13 protein-coding genes are annotated in these 16,661 nt (G+C 67.3%); 2 read left to right on the forward strand and 11 right to left on the reverse strand.

Going from position 1 to position 16,661, the window contains the following annotated elements; all coding sequences use genetic code 11:
* Positions 1 to 3: 3 nt before the first annotated feature.
* The 7 genes from ACY65G_RS05185 to benA form a co-directional block, all read right to left on the reverse strand.
* On the reverse strand, positions 4 to 2,226 hold the full coding sequence (locus ACY65G_RS05185; protein ID WP_464996287.1) for a family 1 glycosylhydrolase: 2,223 nt from the start codon (positions 2,224 to 2,226) through the stop codon (positions 4 to 6).
* 173 nt (positions 2,227 to 2,399) lie between these two features.
* Complete coding sequence (locus ACY65G_RS05190) at positions 2,400 to 3,755, reverse strand: MFS transporter (protein WP_464996288.1); 1,356 nt, start codon at positions 3,753 to 3,755, stop codon at positions 2,400 to 2,402.
* 42 nt (positions 3,756 to 3,797) lie between these two features.
* Positions 3,798 to 4,988, reverse strand: coding sequence for a benzoate/H(+) symporter BenE family transporter (locus ACY65G_RS05195; RefSeq protein WP_464996289.1), 1,191 nt, complete (start codon positions 4,986 to 4,988; stop codon positions 3,798 to 3,800).
* 24 nt (positions 4,989 to 5,012) lie between these two features.
* Positions 5,013 to 5,792 (reverse strand): 1,6-dihydroxycyclohexa-2,4-diene-1-carboxylate dehydrogenase, encoded by a 780-nt coding sequence (locus tag ACY65G_RS05200; RefSeq protein ID WP_464996290.1) that lies wholly within the window; start codon positions 5,790 to 5,792, stop codon positions 5,013 to 5,015.
* Entirely contained in the window at positions 5,793 to 6,809 is a 1,017-nt protein-coding gene (gene benC, locus ACY65G_RS05205; protein WP_464996291.1) for a benzoate 1,2-dioxygenase electron transfer component BenC, read from the reverse strand.
* 25 nt (positions 6,810 to 6,834) lie between these two features.
* Positions 6,835 to 7,323: a benzoate 1,2-dioxygenase small subunit gene (gene benB, locus ACY65G_RS05210; RefSeq protein ID WP_464996292.1), complete on the reverse strand. Its 489-nt coding sequence runs from the start codon at positions 7,321 to 7,323 to the stop codon at positions 6,835 to 6,837.
* Positions 7,320 to 8,693: a benzoate 1,2-dioxygenase large subunit gene (gene benA, locus ACY65G_RS05215; RefSeq protein ID WP_464996293.1), complete on the reverse strand. Its 1,374-nt coding sequence runs from the start codon at positions 8,691 to 8,693 to the stop codon at positions 7,320 to 7,322. The genes benB and benA overlap by 4 nt, the downstream gene beginning before the upstream one ends.
* Positions 8,694 to 8,873: 180 nt before the next feature.
* Here benA and ACY65G_RS05220 point away from each other — a divergent pair, with 180 nt between their 5' ends.
* Entirely contained in the window at positions 8,874 to 9,788 is a 915-nt protein-coding gene (locus ACY65G_RS05220) for a LysR family transcriptional regulator (RefSeq protein WP_464996294.1), read from the forward strand.
* A 105-nt stretch (positions 9,789 to 9,893) separates the two neighbouring features.
* Here ACY65G_RS05220 and ACY65G_RS05225 read toward each other — a convergent pair whose 3' ends face one another.
* Entirely contained in the window at positions 9,894 to 10,703 is an 810-nt protein-coding gene (locus ACY65G_RS05225; RefSeq protein WP_464996295.1) for a cyclase family protein, read from the reverse strand.
* Between the two features lie 160 nt (positions 10,704 to 10,863).
* Here ACY65G_RS05225 and ACY65G_RS05230 point away from each other — a divergent pair, with 160 nt between their 5' ends.
* Positions 10,864 to 11,814, forward strand: a complete 951-nt coding sequence (locus ACY65G_RS05230) for a LysR family transcriptional regulator (RefSeq protein ID WP_464996296.1) — start codon at positions 10,864 to 10,866, stop codon at positions 11,812 to 11,814.
* A 1-nt stretch (position 11,815) separates the two neighbouring features.
* Here the strand turns inward: ACY65G_RS05230 and ACY65G_RS05235 are convergent, their stop codons facing one another.
* The 3 genes from ACY65G_RS05235 to ACY65G_RS05245 are packed head-to-tail and all read right to left on the reverse strand — an operon-like array spanning position 11,816 to position 16,643.
* Positions 11,816 to 14,236 carry an efflux RND transporter permease subunit gene (locus ACY65G_RS05235; RefSeq protein WP_464996297.1) on the reverse strand — a complete coding sequence of 807 codons (2,421 nt, stop codon included), beginning with the start codon at positions 14,234 to 14,236 and terminating at the stop codon, positions 11,816 to 11,818.
* Positions 14,233 to 15,297 (reverse strand): WD40/YVTN/BNR-like repeat-containing protein, encoded by a 1,065-nt coding sequence (locus ACY65G_RS05240; protein ID WP_464996472.1) that lies wholly within the window; start codon positions 15,295 to 15,297, stop codon positions 14,233 to 14,235. The genes ACY65G_RS05235 and ACY65G_RS05240 overlap by 4 nt, the downstream gene beginning before the upstream one ends.
* Positions 15,297 to 16,643, reverse strand: coding sequence for a DUF1329 domain-containing protein (locus ACY65G_RS05245; RefSeq protein ID WP_464996298.1), 1,347 nt, complete (start codon positions 16,641 to 16,643; stop codon positions 15,297 to 15,299). The genes ACY65G_RS05240 and ACY65G_RS05245 overlap by 1 nt, the downstream gene beginning before the upstream one ends.
* Positions 16,644 to 16,661 lie beyond the last annotated feature (18 nt).

The raw sequence follows: 16,661 nt of genomic DNA on the forward strand, positions 1-16,661 counted from the left end.
TGCCTATCCACGCCCCTGCCGGGGCACGCTGCGCCGCTCCACGGCGGCAGCCTGGCTGGCGGCGGCGAAGCGGGCCAGCGCGTAGTCCAGTGTGGGCAGCAGCGCGCCGCGCCGCGTTTCCAGCACGGGGGCAGCCTGCTCGGTGTCGACATCGTGCTGCACCAGCATCGTGCCCAGTCCCAGCAGCGAGGCCGCGCGCGCCACGAGGTCGGCCGCGGTGATGCCGGCATGGTTGCTCAGGTGCCAGATGCCCTGCTCGCCGTCGACCGCGAGGTCCAGGCATGCGTCCACCAGGTCCGGCAGGTAGCTCGGCGCCAGCACCAGGTCTTGCTGCAGCGCCACCGGCTGCCCTTCGCGCAGCGAGGCCAGCGCCTGGCCCAGCAGCCCCACATCCCCATCGGCGGTGAAAAACTGGCCGCTGCGCACGATCAGCGCACGCGGATTGGCGCCGAGCACGCGGCGTTCGGCTTCCGCCTGGCACCTTCCGAAGGCATCGAGCGGCGCGGGGATGGCCGCCTCGTCGCGCGGCCCGTCGACACCGGCCAGCACCGCCGTGCTGGAGAACACCAGGTAAGGCAGGCCGTGCCGCGCGGCGGCCAGCGCCAGCACGAGGGCACCGGCCACGTGGGCGCGGTACTGTTCTTCCATCTCGCCCACTTCGGTCATGCCGGGCGATGGCGGCCGGCTGCCCGCCGCGTTGACGATCGCCCACGGCCGGTGCTTGCGGATCATGCGTTCGACGGCCGCGGGATCGGTCGCATCCATCGTGTCGCGGCCGGCGAGCACGCAAGGCAGGTTGCGCGCCTTGCAACGGGCGGCGAATGCGCGGGCCAGTGCCCCGCTGGCCCCGGCCACCAGGATCGGCGGCATCGGCGCCCTGGCCTGCTGGCGTTCGGCCAGCGATGCCGTCACGGCCGGCGCCGCGACCGGCTGGCACAGGAACCTTCCGGGGCGGTGCCACCAGCCGGCGCCACGCATCACGGGATGATCGGGCTCGCGGCCGCTGGACAGGCGCCGCATCAACTCGGCGACGGCGGTCGGGCGGGGTTCCTTGCCGCGCACGTCGAACGGCCCCGGCTCGTAGTAGCCGTGGCAGGCGGTGACCAGGCAATTCCAGTCGTAGGAGCCCAGCAGCGCCCACACGGTAACGGCGCGGATGTCGGCGCCGGCATCGCGCTGCTTCTGCGCGGCCTGCCAGATCTCGCGCAGCCAGCGCAGCTGGTCTTCGCGGTGCGCGTCGATGTGCGCCTCGGTGATCGCCACGGGCAGCCTGTAGCGCTCCCATACTTCGGCCAGCAGCGGGCCGATGCCGCGCGTGGGGTTGGCCAGCACGCGCGCCGTTTCCATGTCGGCATGGCGCCGGCCCTTGTATTCGTGCACGTGGCTGGCCGGGAAGCGGTCCACGCGGTGATCGAGCCAGCGCTCGCTGGTGATGTAGTAGTTCACGCCGATGACGTCCGGCGGGCACGGGTTGTCGCGGAACCACTGCAGTTCTTCCGGCCCGGCACCGGATTGCAGCGTGAAATCGTACAGCGCATGGCCTGGTCCGACCATGCCGCACAGCAGGTCCCAGGACAGCCAGCGGCGTTCGTTGAAGAAATCCACCAGGTCGGCCATCTCGGGGGTGCCGTAGGTGCGCGACAGGTCGTCCGTCTGCACCAGTTTCGCATCGGGATTGACTTCGCGGATCGCCCGCATCGCCAGCACGGTGGCGCGGCACTGGTTGATCAGTGCCCGCACGAAAGCTTCCTCGCTGCGCCCATGCGGGTACCACACGCCGGACAGCCCGGAGAACCGAGCGGTCGTCAGCGGTTCGTTGACCGGCGTGTAATACGTCAGCCAGGGGTAGCGGCGCGCGACGGAGCCGGCATATTCGGCCAGCTTCTCGGCAAAGCAGGGTGATACGAGGCTCGTGTGGACAGGTCCGCTGCCATGGTGCACCAGGCCGGCGATCGGCTCCACGCCGAGATCGCGCAGGCGCGGCAGGCGCGCATCCGACCAGGACCAGTCGGCACTTTCGATCCCGTCCGGCGCGGTGCATTCCCATAGCACAGGGTAGCGTACCGCGCGGATGCCCAGCGACGCGAAACGGTCGATGTCGTCGATCCGGTCGCGGTGGCCGTTGCGTTCCATCTGGCTGAAATACTGGTCCGACACGCGGTTGATCGTGCATTCGAGGCCGCCCCAGAGCTCGAGGGGGGCGGTGGTGTTCACGTCGTGACTCATGTTTTATCTCCAGTGTTGACCCGGTCCCCAGCTTAAAACTGCACGGTAGAGACCGGCGTGGGCGCAGGAGCAACGGGCTTGTCGGACAAAACCTCGCAGGGCGGCGCGAACAACTCCTATAAATGATGACCAAAAACCGCCGTTTACAAACGGCGGTTGCCTTGCGGTTTCGATCATGTTCCGGTTGCCACCGCCGGGGCGACCGTTTTGTCTTGGACAGCCGACGCCGACCGCCCATGCCGGATCAGCGACACCGCCACCGTGGCAATCACCGCCGGCACGGCGATCGCGGCAAAGTTGTGCTGCAGCGGCAATGCCATGCCGACCAGCGTGCCGATGACGATCGGCGCCAGGATCGCCCCGCTGCGGCCCACGCCGGACGCCCAGCCGATGCCGGTGGCGCGCACCGCGGCCGGGTAGAACTGGCCCGCGTAGGCGTAGGTGACGATCTGCGTACCGATCGTCGATGCGCCGGCCAGGCCGACCAGGACGAACAGCACGGGGGTCGGCACCGGGTAGCCGAGCAGCGTGATCGACACCGCGGCCAGCGCGTACATCGCCACCAGCACGTACTTGATATGGAAGCGGTCCGCCAGCCAGCCGCCGCCCACCGCGCCGATCACCGCGCCGAAGTTCAGCACGAGCACGAACGTCAGCGCGGAACCCAGGCTGTAGCCGGCGCCCGCCATCAGCTTGGCCAACCAGGAACTGAGCGCGTACACCATGAACAGGCACATGAAGAACGCGACCCAGAACATGGCGGTCGAAAAGCCGCGGCCATCGGCGAACAGCTGGCCGATCGGCGTGCCCCCGGCGGCGCGGTCGCCGCACGCCAGCGCATAGGTATCGCCACGCTGCGGCACGAACGTCGGTTCCAGCCTGGCGGCGATGGCGCCCGCTTCGTCCAGGCGCCCTGCCCGCACGAGGAACGGCATCGATTCCGGCAGCCACTTCAGCACGAACGGGATCAGCACCACGGGCACGCCGGCCGCCAGGAACACGGATTGCCAGCCCCACGCCTCGATCATGCCCTTGCCGAGCAAGGCGGCCAGCATGCCGCCGACCGCATAGCCGGAAAACATCAGCGTCACGAGCGTGGCGCGGATCTTCTTCGGCGAGTATTCCGTCATCTGCGCCACCACGTTCGGCATCACGCCGCCGATGCCCAGGCCCGCCAGGAAGCGCATCGCGCTGAACACATACGGGTCGTTCGTCATGCCGGCGGCGGCCGTGAAGCCGGAGAACAGTGCCAGGCAGATGGCGATGGCGGCGCGGCGGCCGATCCGGTCGGCAATCGTGCCGAGGAAGATCGCGCCGAACATCATGCCGAACAGCGCGGAGCTGACCATGAAGCCGGCGCTTTGCGCCGTCACGCCCATCTCCTTCATGATCGACGGCAGCGCGATACCGGCCACGGCGAGGTCGTAGCCGTCGCAGACGATGATGACCGCGCACCACGCCAGGATGCCGGCGTGGAAGCGGTTGAACCTGGCGTTGTCCGCCAGTTGTTGCAGGTCGATGTGCCGCATGATGCGTGTCTCCTCTTGTAATAATGGCATGGTGGTGCGAATCTATCGGGTGCGTGCGAGGACCAGGTGGGCGGCCAGGCCGATGGCGATGCCCCAGAACGCCGCGCCGAGCCCGAGGAATGTCATGCCCGAGGCGGTGGCGACGAACGTGACGAGCGCCGCCTCGCGGTCGCGCGCGGCCATCACGGCGTCCAGATTGGTGGCGACGGGCCCCAGCAGTGCCAGCCCGGCGACAGTCGCCACGAGCGCCTTCGGCAATGCGCCGAACAGCGCCACGATGGAACCGGCGCACAGGCCGGCCAGCAGGTAGAAGATCCCGTTGGCGATGCCGGCGATGTAGCGCCTGCGGGGATCCTCGTGGGCGTCCGGCCCGGTGCACATGGCCGCCGTGATCGCGGCGATGGCGATCGTGATGCCGCCCGTGGCCGCCACCAGCAGCGACACCAGGCTGTTCGTCACGAGCACGGGCCGCGCCGGCAGGTCGTAGCCCGACGTCTTCAGCAGCGCCATGCCCGGCAGGTACTGCCCGGTCAGCGTGACGAGCACGAGCGGCAGCGCGAGGCTGAACGTGGCGCGCCACGACCATGCAGGCGCCACCAGCCGCGGCACGGCCAGCTCGAACGCCACCTGGCCGAAGCGCGTGTGGCCGCCGGCGACGGCGAGCGCGATGCCGGTCGCCAGCACCACGACGATGGTGTAGCGCGGCCATGCGCGGCGGCATACCAGATAGGCCGCGATCATGCCGCCGGCCACCAGCGGCAGGCCGCCGACAGCGCGAAAGGCATCCAGTCCGAACGGCAGCAGGATGCCGGCCATCATGCCGGCCGCCACGCCCTGCGGGATGTGGCGCATGTTCCGGTCCACGCCGCCGGTCAGCCCGAGCAGCAGCAGGATCGCCGCCGCCGTGAGGTAGGCGCCAATGGCCTCGGCCACTGACAGCGCCGGAAACAACGTGATCAGCAGCGCCGTGCCTGGCGCCGACCAGGCGGTGATGACGGGTACCCGGTACCGCATGCTCAGCCAGATGCCGGCCATGCCGGCGCCGATCGAGATGCCCCAGACCCAGGAGGCAAACGTGGCGGCATCCACCCTTGCCGCCTGCGCCGCCTGGTAGAAAATCGCCAGCGGTCCGGCAAACGACACCAGTACCGCGAGGAAGCCCGCGACGATCGCGGGCAGCGGCAGCAACGGCGTTGCCGCGCCGCCCGCGCGGGGCGGAACCGTATCGGTCATGGCAGCCTCACGCAGTCGCCGCGTTCATCCCTGGTCGCCGCCGCCCACGGGCAGCACGCTGCCGGTGATGTACGACGCCTCGTCGGACGCCAGGAAAAGGATTGCGCCCACCTGTTCGTCGATGGTGCCGTAACGGTGCATGGCGCTGCTGGCGATCGTCTGGTCGACGATGCCCTGGTACCACACCTGTTCCTGCGCACTGAGCGGCTGCGGATTGCGCGGCACCACGCGCGGCGGCGCTTCCGTGCCGCCGGTGGCGACGGCGTTGACGCGGATGCCATCCTGCGCGTGTTCCAGCGCCAGGCTGGCCGTCAGCGCATTGACGCCGCCCTTGGCCGCCGAGTACGGGATGCGGTAGATGCCGCGCGTGGCGATCGAGGAGACGTTGACGATGGCGCCGCCCCGCTGCGCGATCATGGCCGGCAGCACGGCACGGCAGCACCACAGCGTGGGGAACAGCGAGCGCCGGATCTCGGCCTCGATCTGCTCTTCCTCGTATTCCTCGTAGGGCTTGGCCCAGATCGTGCCGCCGACGTTGTTGACCAACACGTCCACGCGCCCGAAGCTGGCCAGCGCCGTATCGATGACCGCGCGCGCGCCGGCATAGCGCTCCAGGTCCGCCTGCACCACCGACACCCGCGCCTTCAGATCGGCGCATTCGGCGGCCACCTGCTTCACGAGGTCGGCCCGGTCGGCCAGCACCAGTTGCGCACCTTCACGCGCGGCCCGCAGCGCCACGCCCCGGCCGATGCCCTGGGCCGCCCCCGTGACGGCCACTACCTTGCCATGGAATCTGCCGTTCATTCATGCCCCCGTCGACGAGAATTTCTCGAAATGGAAACCCGCGGGTGAAACGCCGGTTTCCGCGAACCAGTTGCGCACCGCGTCCACCATCGGCACAGGGCCGCACAGGTAGACATCGACGTCGCCGCCGTTCATCCAGCCCGGCTCCAAGTGCGCCGTCGCGTAACCCTTTCGGTGATGGCTGCTTTCGGCGGAGGCCACGGTGGTCATGTAGCTGAACTGCGGATGCGCGGCGGCGATCCGGTCCAGCTGTTCCAGTCCCACCAGGTCATGGTCGTTCGTCACCGCATACACCAGCCGCACCGGGTGCGCAAAGCCCTGCTGTGCCAGCGCGTACAGCATCGACAGGAACGGCGCGATGCCGGTGCCGCCGGCCAGCATCAGCACGGGGCGCTGCACCGGGCGCAGGTAGAAGCTGCCATAGGGGCCGCTGAAGGCGATCGGCTGTCCCGGCGCCGCGTCGCGCGCCAGGTAGCCGCTCATCCGGCCGCCCGGCACGTTGCGCACCACGAACCTCGCCAGCTTCGACCCCGGCGGGGAACTGAACGAATACGAACGGGTCAGCGCCGTGCCGGGAATGGCGACGTTGACATACTGCCCGGGCAGGAAGTCGGGCGTATCGCCATCGAGATCGATCGCGAACGCGATCGTCGATGCGGACAAGTGTTCGACCGCGGCGATCCGGCCGCCGAACGTGCCGGCCCCCGACTTGCAGGAAGCCGAGGTGGCGGGAATGCGCACCACGCAATCGGACGTGGGCCGGCACTGGCAGGCCAGGATGTAGCCCTCGGCGGCATCGGCCGGCTCCAGCGCATCCTCGATATACGAGGACTCCGGCATGTCGTAGCTGCCCGATTCGCAGAACGCGCGGCAGGTGCCGCAGGCGCCGTCGCGGCAGTCGAGCGGAATGTTGACCTTTTGCCGGTAGGCGGCGTCGGACAGTCTTTCGTTGGCGTTGCAGGCGATGAAGCGGGTGATCCCGTCCTCGAACTGCAGGGCAATGCGGTGCGTCGTCATCACCTGTCTCCTGTTTGGATGTCTTCTAGATGTGGTACACGTCGATGACCTGGTTGATGTAGTCGTTCTTCAGCACGACGTACTTGTCCAGGATCCGTGGCGCGTCGCCGGTGAAATCGATCACGTAGCGCGACATGCCGAAGTAGCCGTAGTCGGCCTGGTAGCGGTGGCTCAGCGTGTGCCAGTTGAAGCGCACCGTCACCTTGCCGGCGTCCGCCGACTCGATCTCGATGTTGGCGATGTTGTGGCTTGTGCGCGTATCGGGCATGGTGGCGCTCGACCGTTCCGTCTTGATGCGGAATACGCGGTCTTCCAGGCCCTGGCGCGTGGGATAGAAGATCAGCGAGATCTCGCGCTGCGGGTCCGTTACCAGCCTGCCGTCGTCGTCCCACGACGGCATCCAGAACCGCGCATCCGGGTCGTAGCACTCGAGCCATTCGTCCCATTGCTCGTCGTCGAGCAGGCGCGCTTCGCGATACAGGAAGGCGGCAATCCTTTCGGTGCTCACGTTCATTTCTGCTCTCCCTTCACGGCTTGCCGCATCACGTCCAGCCAGTAGCGGTGCTGCACGGTGTACAGGCCCTCGTCCTCGGTGCGCACGCCGGACAGCACGGGCGCCAGGCCGATTTCCTTGGCCGCTTCGTCCGGTCCGGCGATCCAGTGCTTCGCGCCCCGGCACATGTCGTTCCATGCCATCGCCGCGCCGGCATAGCCGGCCTGGCAGGCACGGAATTCCTCGAGGTCGTCCGGCGTGGCCATGCCGCTGACGTTGAAGAAGTCCTCGTACTGGCGGATGCGGCGGGCGCGCGCCTCGTCGGATTCGCCTTTCGGTGCGATGCAGTAGATCGTCACCTCGGTCTTGTCCACGGAGATCGGGCGCAGCAGCCGGATCTGCGATCCGAACTGGTCCATCAGGTACACGTTCGGGTACAGGCACAGGTTGCGCGAGCGTTCGATCATCCAGCGCGCAGTGCCTTCGCCGAATTTTTCCGTGTACTCGGCCTGGCGCGGGTAGTTGGGCCGGTCCTGCGGGTTCGACCACTGGGTCCACAGCAGCATGTGGCCATGCTCGAACGCGTAGAAGCCGCCACCCTGCCGGCCCCACGTGCCCGCGTCCATCGCGCGGATCTTGTCCTCGCGGCCGGGCTGCGCTTCCTGTTCCTTCCGGCGGTTCGTCGTGGCCGCGTAATTCCAGTGCACGGCCGACACGTGGTAGCCATCGGCGCCGTTTTCCGCCTGCAGCTTCCAATTGCCGTTGAACGTGTAGGTGGACGAGCCGCGCAGCACTTCGAGGCCGTCGGCGGACTGGTCGACGATCATGTCGATGATCTTGCCGGCCTCGCCGAGGAACACTTCCAGCGGCACCACGTCCGGGTTCAGGCTGCCGAACAGGAAGCCGCGGTAGCTGGCGAATTTCGGCACCTTCTTCAGGTCGTGCGAGCCTTCCTTGTTGAAGCAGTCCGGATAGCCGGCACTTTCCGGGTCCTTCACCTTCAGCAGCTTGCCGTTGTTGTTGAACGTCCACCCGTGGAAAGGGCACGTGTAAGTGGCCTTGTTGCCGCGCTTGTGGCGGCACAGCTGCGCCCCGCGATGACTGCAAGCGTTGATGAAGGCATTCAGTTCGCCCTGCTTGTTACGCGCGATGAACACCGGCTGGCGGCCCATGTGCGTGGTGTAGTAATCGTTGTTGTGCGGGACCTGGCTTTCGTGGGCCAGGTAGATCCAGTTGCCTTCGAAGATGTGCTGCATCTCCAGCTCGAACAGCTGCGGGTCGGTGAAGGCGCTGCGGTGCAGGCGGTAGTCGCCCTTCGCCTGGTCTTCGACCAGCAGGCCTTCGATGTCGGGCCTGGCCGGATGGATGGGGATACTGGTGCGGGGGATCATGGTTGTCTCCTTGGTCTGGCGCGCTTGGGTGCCCGATCGCCGGGCGCCCGGCAGCATGCTTTGCATTCGTGGAACCATATGCATTCAGTATGATTCGCAGCGATATGGGTACAATATTCCCCGGACACGACCCCGTCCAACACTGAATTGGTATATTTTCAATACCTGGAAGGTATAGTCATGGAACTGCGCCACCTGCGTTATTTCGTCGCCGTCGCGGACGAAAGGAATTTCACCCGTGCGGCCGAACGGCTCAATATCGCGCAGCCGCCGCTCTCCCGGCAGATCCAGCAGCTGGAAGAGGAACTGGGCGTGGTGCTGATCGAAAAGGGTTCGCGGCCGCTGCGGCTGACCGAAGCGGGCCGGTTCTTCCACGCGCATGCGCAGGAACTGCTCGACAAGGCGCAGGACCTGAAGGCGATGACGCAGCGGGTAGGCAAGATCGAGCGCAAGCTGTCGATCGGTTTCGTGGCATCGACGCTGTATGGCCTGCTGCCCGAGATCGTGCGGCGCTTCCGCGAGCGCTACACGGCCGTGGAGATCAGCTTCCACGAACTGACGACGATCGAACAGTTGAAGGCCCTGAAGGAGGGCCGCATCGACGTGGGCTTCGGCCGGCTCAAGGGAGACGACGCGGCCATCCGCCGCATCGTGCTGCGCGAGGAACCACTGATCGTGGCACTGCCCGTCGGCCACCGGCTCACACGCGCGCCGGCGCCCCTGAAGATGTCGGACCTGATGGACGACCCGCTGATCGTCTACCCGAAATCACCCCGCCCCAGCTTCGCCGACCAGGTGCTCGCCACGTTCCGCGAACGGATGCTGGTACCGCGCCAGGTGATCGAAGTGCGCGAACTGCAGATCGCCATCGGCCTCGTCGGCGCCGGCCAGGGCATCGCCATCGTGCCCGACAGCCTGCAGGGCATGATCCGCACGGATGTCGTCTACCAGCACATCGACGACCGGCAAGCCGTCTCGCCGATCATCTTCAGCGCCCGCGCCATGGACCGCTCGCAGGAACTGGCCGACATGCTGGCCGTGATCTACGAGATTTACGACGAGCGGAAGATCGCCTACGTGGCCGAACGCTTATAGACATAAGCAAAAGAAAAATGGGGACGTACCCCAATTTTCAGGAAATATTGCTCGAAAAATGGGGTACGTCCGGATCGCCGGACCGCCCATTTTTGCGGCAATGTTTCAGCGTGGCAGCGCCAGCAGTGCGTCGTCGACGATGGCGACGGCGCGCGTCCAGCCGGCGGAGCCGCGCCGCACCTTGTGGGGGAAGCAGCTGATGAAGAAGCCATGCGCGGGGAGCGTTTCGAGGGCGTGCAGCTTCTCGAGGTGGCAGTAGCCGATGTCGCGCCCGGCCTTGTGGCCTTCCCAGATCAGCGCCTTGTTGCCGGTTTCCGCGATCTTCTTCGCCGTGTACGAGAACGGCGCGTCCCAGCTCCACGCGTCGGTGCCGGTCAGCCGCACGCCGCGCTCCAGCAGGTACATCGTCGCCTCGTAGCCCATGCCGCAGCCGGCGGAGACGTAGTCGTTGTGGCCATAGCGGCTGCCGGCGCGCGTATTGACGACGACGATATCGAGTGGGCGCAGTTCATGGCCGATGCGGTCCAGTTCCGCGGCCACATCGGCGGCGGTGGCCACGTAGCCGTCCGGGAAGTGACGGAAGTCGAGTTTGACGCCCGGCTGGAAGCACCATTCGAGCGGCACTTCGTCGATCGTGATCGACGCCTTCTTCTCGCCAGTCGCCGCATCCATCGTCGAATGAAAGTGGTACGGCGCATCCAGGTGGGTGCCGCTGTGCGTCGTCATCGTCACCCATTCGGCGGCGGCGGCTTCGCCGTCCGGATAGTCGGCAGCCGTGGTGCCGGGGATCATCGCCATGAATTCATGCAGCGTTTCCGTGTGTTTCTGATACGTGATCTTCGGGGCCAGCGGCGGCGGGTCGGACAGCACCTCGTTCTCGAGGTAGATGGAAAGGTCGATGAAGCGTCGGGTCATGAGGGTCTCCGCGTTATTGTTCGCGCAAAGCGTACTGCCCCGCGCGCCAACGGCCAAATGGATTGTATGGATCACAGGTATCCACAAAACCGATGCCCGGGCGGGCTTGCATGTGCGGCGGATGTGGCATCATCCTCCGCATAAAAAAGAAGGAGACACCATGCGTTTCAACCGCCTCGACCTGAACCTGCTGGTCGCGCTCGATGCCCTGCTGAGCGAAAAAAGCATCACCCGTGCCGCACGCCGCCTGAACCTGAGCCAGTCGGCCACCAGCGGCGTGCTGGCCCGCCTGCGCGAGTATTTCAAGGACGAACTGCTGGTGCCCGTCGGCCGCAACCTCATCATGACGCCGCTGGCCACCAGCCTGTGCGACCCGGTGCGCAAGGTGCTGCTGCAGATCCAGGCCACGATCGACATCCGCCCCGAGTTCGACCCGCAAACGGCCACGCGCGCCTTCCGCATCCTCGCCTCCGACTACATCTCGACCGTGCTGCTGGGCGACCTGGGCCAGCGCTTCGCCACGGCCGCGCCGAACATCACGCTCGACGTGCTGCCGACGGGAACGGGCGCGATCGACCTGCTGGAACGGGCCGAGGTCGACCTCATCGTCCTGCCCCGCAAGTTCATCGCCGAGACGCACCCGGTGCACGTGCTGTTCGAGGAAACCTACACGTGCATCGCCTGGACGGGCAACACGGCGATCGGCGAGACCCTCACGCTGGACCAGTACATGGCCCTCGGCCACGTTTCCTCGCGCTTCGGCAACGCGGTGACGAGCTTCGAGGAATGGTTCCTGAAAGTGAGCGGCTACGACCGCCGCATCGAAGTGACGACGACCAATTTCACCAGCATTCCCCACTTCGTCATCGGCACGAACCGCATCGCCACGATGCACACGCGGCTGGCCCGCACGCTGGCGCGCTACTATCCGATCCGCCTGCTGCCGCCGCCGCTGGACATTCCGGCACTGGAGATGTGCATGCAGTGGAACCACTTCCTGGACCGGGATCCGTCGCACATCTGGCTGCGCTCCGTGCTGGCCGACATCGCCCGCGCCGATCCGTTCGGCCAAACGCGGGAGCACGCTGCCGCATTGGCAGCGTGCTCCTGATTCACTCCGCCAGTGCCGGCTGGCGCGCGGCGGCGCCCGGCACCTGAACCCGGTGCCGGGCCGACGGCATCAGGAACGCGGCCAGCGCCGGCAGCAGCACGAGTGCTCCCACCATATTCCACAGGAACATGAACGCCAGCAGGATACCCATGTCGGCCTGGAACTTGATCGGCGACAGCGCCCACGTGGCCACGGCGATCGCCAGCGTCACGCCCGTCAGCAATACCACCTTGCCCGTGAAGCGCAGCGCGTGGCGGTAGGCTTCGCGCAGCGTGTCGCCGGCCTTCTGCCGCGCCAGCAGGATGCTCATCACGTACAGCGCGTAGTCGATGCCGATGCCGACCCCCAGCGCGATCACGGGCAGCGTGGCCACCTTGATGCCGATGCCGAGCCACACCATCAGCGCCTCGCACAGCACGGACGTCAGCATCAGCGGGATCACCGCGCAAACGACGGCGCGCCACGAGCGGAACGTGACGAGACACAGCACGATCACCGCCGCGTACACCCAGACCAGCATCGCGCGGCTGGCCTCGTGGACGACGATGTTGGTCGCTGCCTCGATGCCCGCATTGCCGGCCGCCAGCAGGAACTTTACGTCCTTCGTGTCGTTGTCGCGGGCGAAGTCCTCCACCACCTTTACCACCGCGGCCAGCGTATCGGCCTTGTGGTCGGTGAGGTATGCATACAGCGTGAGCAGGTTGCACGTATCGTTGTACAGCCCGCGGGGCGCGGCGGCCGTGACCATGTTCAGCGCGCCCTGGTTCTGCACCAGTTCATACCATTTCAGGCTGCCTTCGTTCATGCCCGTCAGCACCCGGCGGTTCAGCAGCGCCAGCGAGTTCGTGGTTTCCACGGCCGGCAGCTGCGCCAGCCGGTGCTCCAGCGCATCCACCCGCATCAGCGTGTCGTAGATGGCGCACGCGTTGTCCGGCGTCTTCACCATGACGGCGAACACGTCGCTGCTGGCCGCGTAGTGGCTCACGACATAAGCATTGTCGCGGTTATAGCGCGAATCGGGCCGCAGTTCCGGTGCGCCGGGATCGAGGTCGCCGATCTTCACGTGCAGGCTGGCGTAATAGCCGCCGGCCCCCAGCAGCGCGGCGATGGCGATGGCGACGGCCGCCGTGCGCCGTTCCGTAAACCGTTCCAGCACACGCCAGCCATTCGCCTTCGATGCGTCGACTTCCTCGGCACGCAGGCTGCGCCGCGCTGCATCCGCATCCACGCCGAGCCATGACAGCAGGATCGGCAACAGGATCAGGTTCGTGAGGATCAGCGCGGCCACGCCGATGCTGGCCACCGCGGCGAGATCCTTGATCACCTTGATGTCGATGATCGCCAGCACGGCAAAGCCCACCGCGTCGCACAGCAGCGCGGCCAGCCCCGCAAGGAACAGCCGCCGGAACGTGTAGCGCGCCGCCACCAGCTTGTGGGTGCCACGGCCGATGTCCTGCATGATGCCGTTCATTTTCTGCGCCCCGTGGCTCATGCCGATCGCGAACACGAGGAACGGCACCAGCATGGAGTACGGATCGAGTCCATAGCCGAGCAGCGGCAGCAATCCCAGCTGCCACACCACGGCCACCAGCGAACAGGCGACGACGAGCAGCGTGCTGCGGGCGCAACGCGTGTACCAGTACAGCATCGCCGCCGCGATCAGCGTGGACGCCGCGAAGAACAGCAGCACCTGTTTCAGCCCCTCGATCAGGTCGCCCGCCACCTTGGCGAAGCCCACGATACGAAGGTCGACCGCGCCGCCGGCGTACTTCGTGCGCAGCTGTTCCAGGCGCTCGCCCAGTGCGGCATAGTCGAGCGGTTGGCCATCCGCACCGCGTTCCAGCAGCGGCACGTACAGGATGCTGGAGCGGCCGTCCACCGCCACCAGCTGGCCGATCTCGCCGGAGCGCGCCACGTTGTCGCGCACCTGGGCCACGCTGCGGGGCGAGCCGTCGTAGTCGTTCGGAATCACGGGGCCGCCTTCCATGCCCTCCTCCGTCACGCCCACCCAGCGCGTGGACGGCGTCCACAGCGATTTCATGTAGGTGCGGTCGACGCCGGGAATGAGGAACAGTTCGTCGCTGATCTTCTGCAGCGTGGCCAGGTACTGCGCGTCGTACACCGTGCCGCCCTTCGCCTCGACGGCGATGCGCACGGCGTTGCCGAGGCCCTGGATCTGGTCGCGGTGTTCCAGGTAATTGGCGATGTACGGGTGGCTGGCCGGGATCATGTCCTCGAAGCTGGCGTTCAGCTTCAGGCGGGTGGCCTGCCAGCCCAGCACCAGCGTCGCCAGCAGGCAGGCCAGTGCCACCAGCAGGCGGTGGTTGAACAGCAGCCGTTCAAGCGCACTGCCGGAGCGGCGATCGAAATCGGCCAGCGAGCGGATCACCGCCTGCCCTGGCGTGGAACCGGCGGCGCTCATGGCGCACCTCCTTCGAGCACGGCGGCGGCAATGCGGAAAATGCCGCGCACGCCGGCGACCAGCACATCGCCGCCGGCCGTTGCCACCATGGCGGCGACGGGCGACGGCGGCGTGGCCAGCTTCACCATCCGCGCCGGCTGCTGCCCGGTCCCGGCGCGGTACACATGGCCGGCCTGGTCGGCAAGCAGCACGCCGCCGGGGCCGGCGGCCGATGCGCCCAGCGATACGGGTGCGTAGCCGGCCAGCTGGTCGAAGCCCTGGCCGTTCCAGCGGAACGCGTTGCCGCGCAATCCTGCGAACAGCATGCCGCCGTCCGGCAGGGCCCGGGCAGTAAACCACGTGCCCCGATATGGCGCCTGCACGCGTGCGAAGGTGCGCCCCCCGTCGAGCGAGCGGGCGAGATAGCCCTGCTCGCCGGCCAGCCACGTTTCGTCGCCGCGCGCGGCGATCGCATAGACGTGCAAGCCCTCGGGATTGTCGATGGCGCCATTCAGCGCCTGCCATGTGGCGCCGCCATCGTCGGTGCGCAATGCCAGGCCGTAGGCGCCGGCCACGATGCCGTGCTTCGCGTCGTGGAAATGCAGGTCGAGCAGCGGCTTGTCCGGCCCGTCCGCCGCGAACTGGCGCGCGGTGGCGGCCAGCGCTTCGTTGCCGCGCGCCGCCGACTCCAGCAGCCGGACGATGCCTCGCCCGTCCAGTTGCCGGCGCCACGTGGCGCCGCCGTCCCCGCTGTGCAGCACCACGCCGCCATGGCCGATGGCCCAGGCCAGTTTCGGCGTGACGAACCTTACGGCCGTCAGCGTGACGCTGACGGGCACCTGTGCCTGCCGCCATGCCTTGCCGTCGTCGTCGGACACCAGGATGAGGCCCCGCTCTCCCACGGCGATGACGCGGCTGCCCACCCGGTCGAGACCGAGCATCACACGCTGCGCGGGTTGCCGGTCCTGCACGGCCGGACGATCCAGCACGTCCGGTACCGGGGCGGCACCGATCGCGGCGGATGCCGCGCAGGCAGCCAGGGCGGCGCCGGCGCCGAGCCAACGGCGATAAGCGCGCCCCATCACCGCAGCCCCGCGCCGGACAGCGCTTCCTGGCTCCACGTCGCTTCCGGCCAGCGCGGCACCTGCTTGTACTGCACGGCCTTCTCGGTGACCATGTCGCTGGCGAACCAGGTGCCCGACACCAGGTCGTAGAAGCCGAACGTGATGCTGGTGGTGGCCGGCAGGTCGGGCATCGTCACCGGCAGCGACCACAGCGTCTTCCACAGCTGGCCGTTTGCATCCCAGCGGTCCGCCAGCGCGCCCGTCCACGAATCCTCGTCGATGTAGTACACGCTGCGCGGCGCCAGGTGGCGCTGGCCGCCCTTCAGCTTCGCTTCCACCACCCACACGCGGTGCAGTTCCCAGCGCACGCTGTCCGGATTCAGGTGATTCGCGCCCAGCAGGTCGGCATCCTTGCCCTTCAGCGAACGGTTCGAGTTATACGGGATGTACATTTCCTTCTTGCCGAGGATCTTCCAGTCGAAGCGGTCCAGCCGGCCGCCGAAGATATCCACCTCGTCGAAGCTCATCACGCCCGCGGTGGCCGGCGTGGGCGTGTCGCAGCAGGCGTTCGGCAGCTTGCGGGTGCGGCGCTGTCCCGGCAGATAGACATGGCTGGCATCCTTTTCCGGGTCGAGATTGAGCTTGCCGCTGATCGCCTCGCCGGCGCGGATCGGCGGGCCGGAGTTGACGAGGCGGATCGTCCAGTAGGTGCCGCTGGATTTTTCCGGTGCCGCGTCCTTGTAGTAGTAAGGCATGCTGCCGTCGGCCGTGCCATCGACCGTCATCACCGGCTTGCCGGCGGCCGTCGTCAGGTACGAGCGGAACGGCTTTTGCCAGTCCGTGCCGCGCCAGCGCAGCAGGTGGTTCCACATGACTTCGGCACCTGTTTTCGGAATGGGAAACGGCACGCCGGCCCAGGCGCCTTCGGGCACGAGCTTGTCGCTCAACTTCGCACGGGTGGCGTTCTTCAGCGTGTTCGCATACACCCAGTCCGGCGCGGCGGCCGTGCGGTGCGTCGGGTACACGTCGATGCGGTACGACGGATATTTCTTCAGCATGGCCTTGCTGCCGTCTGACAGACTGTCGGCATGCTGCTCCATGTTCTTCGCCGTGATCGATACGAGCGGCTTTTCGCCCGCGAACGGATCCTGGTCGCGGCGGCCGCCATTGGCGAAGCCGGCGGCGGGTTTCGCCAGGCCGCCATCCCACGCGGGAATGGTGCCATCCTTGTTGCCGGCCTTTTCGGCGCCCAGCGGCGTCAGGGTCTTGCCCAGTTGTGCTGCTTCCTCGGCCGTTGCGGCATGGGCGCCGCCGGCGATGGCGATGGCCGCCAGTACGGCAGCGAGCGTCATACTATTTGTCATGCTTGTCTCCGTTGTGAT

The sequence above is a fragment of the Pseudoduganella sp. jia 12 genome, assembly GCF_055502675.1.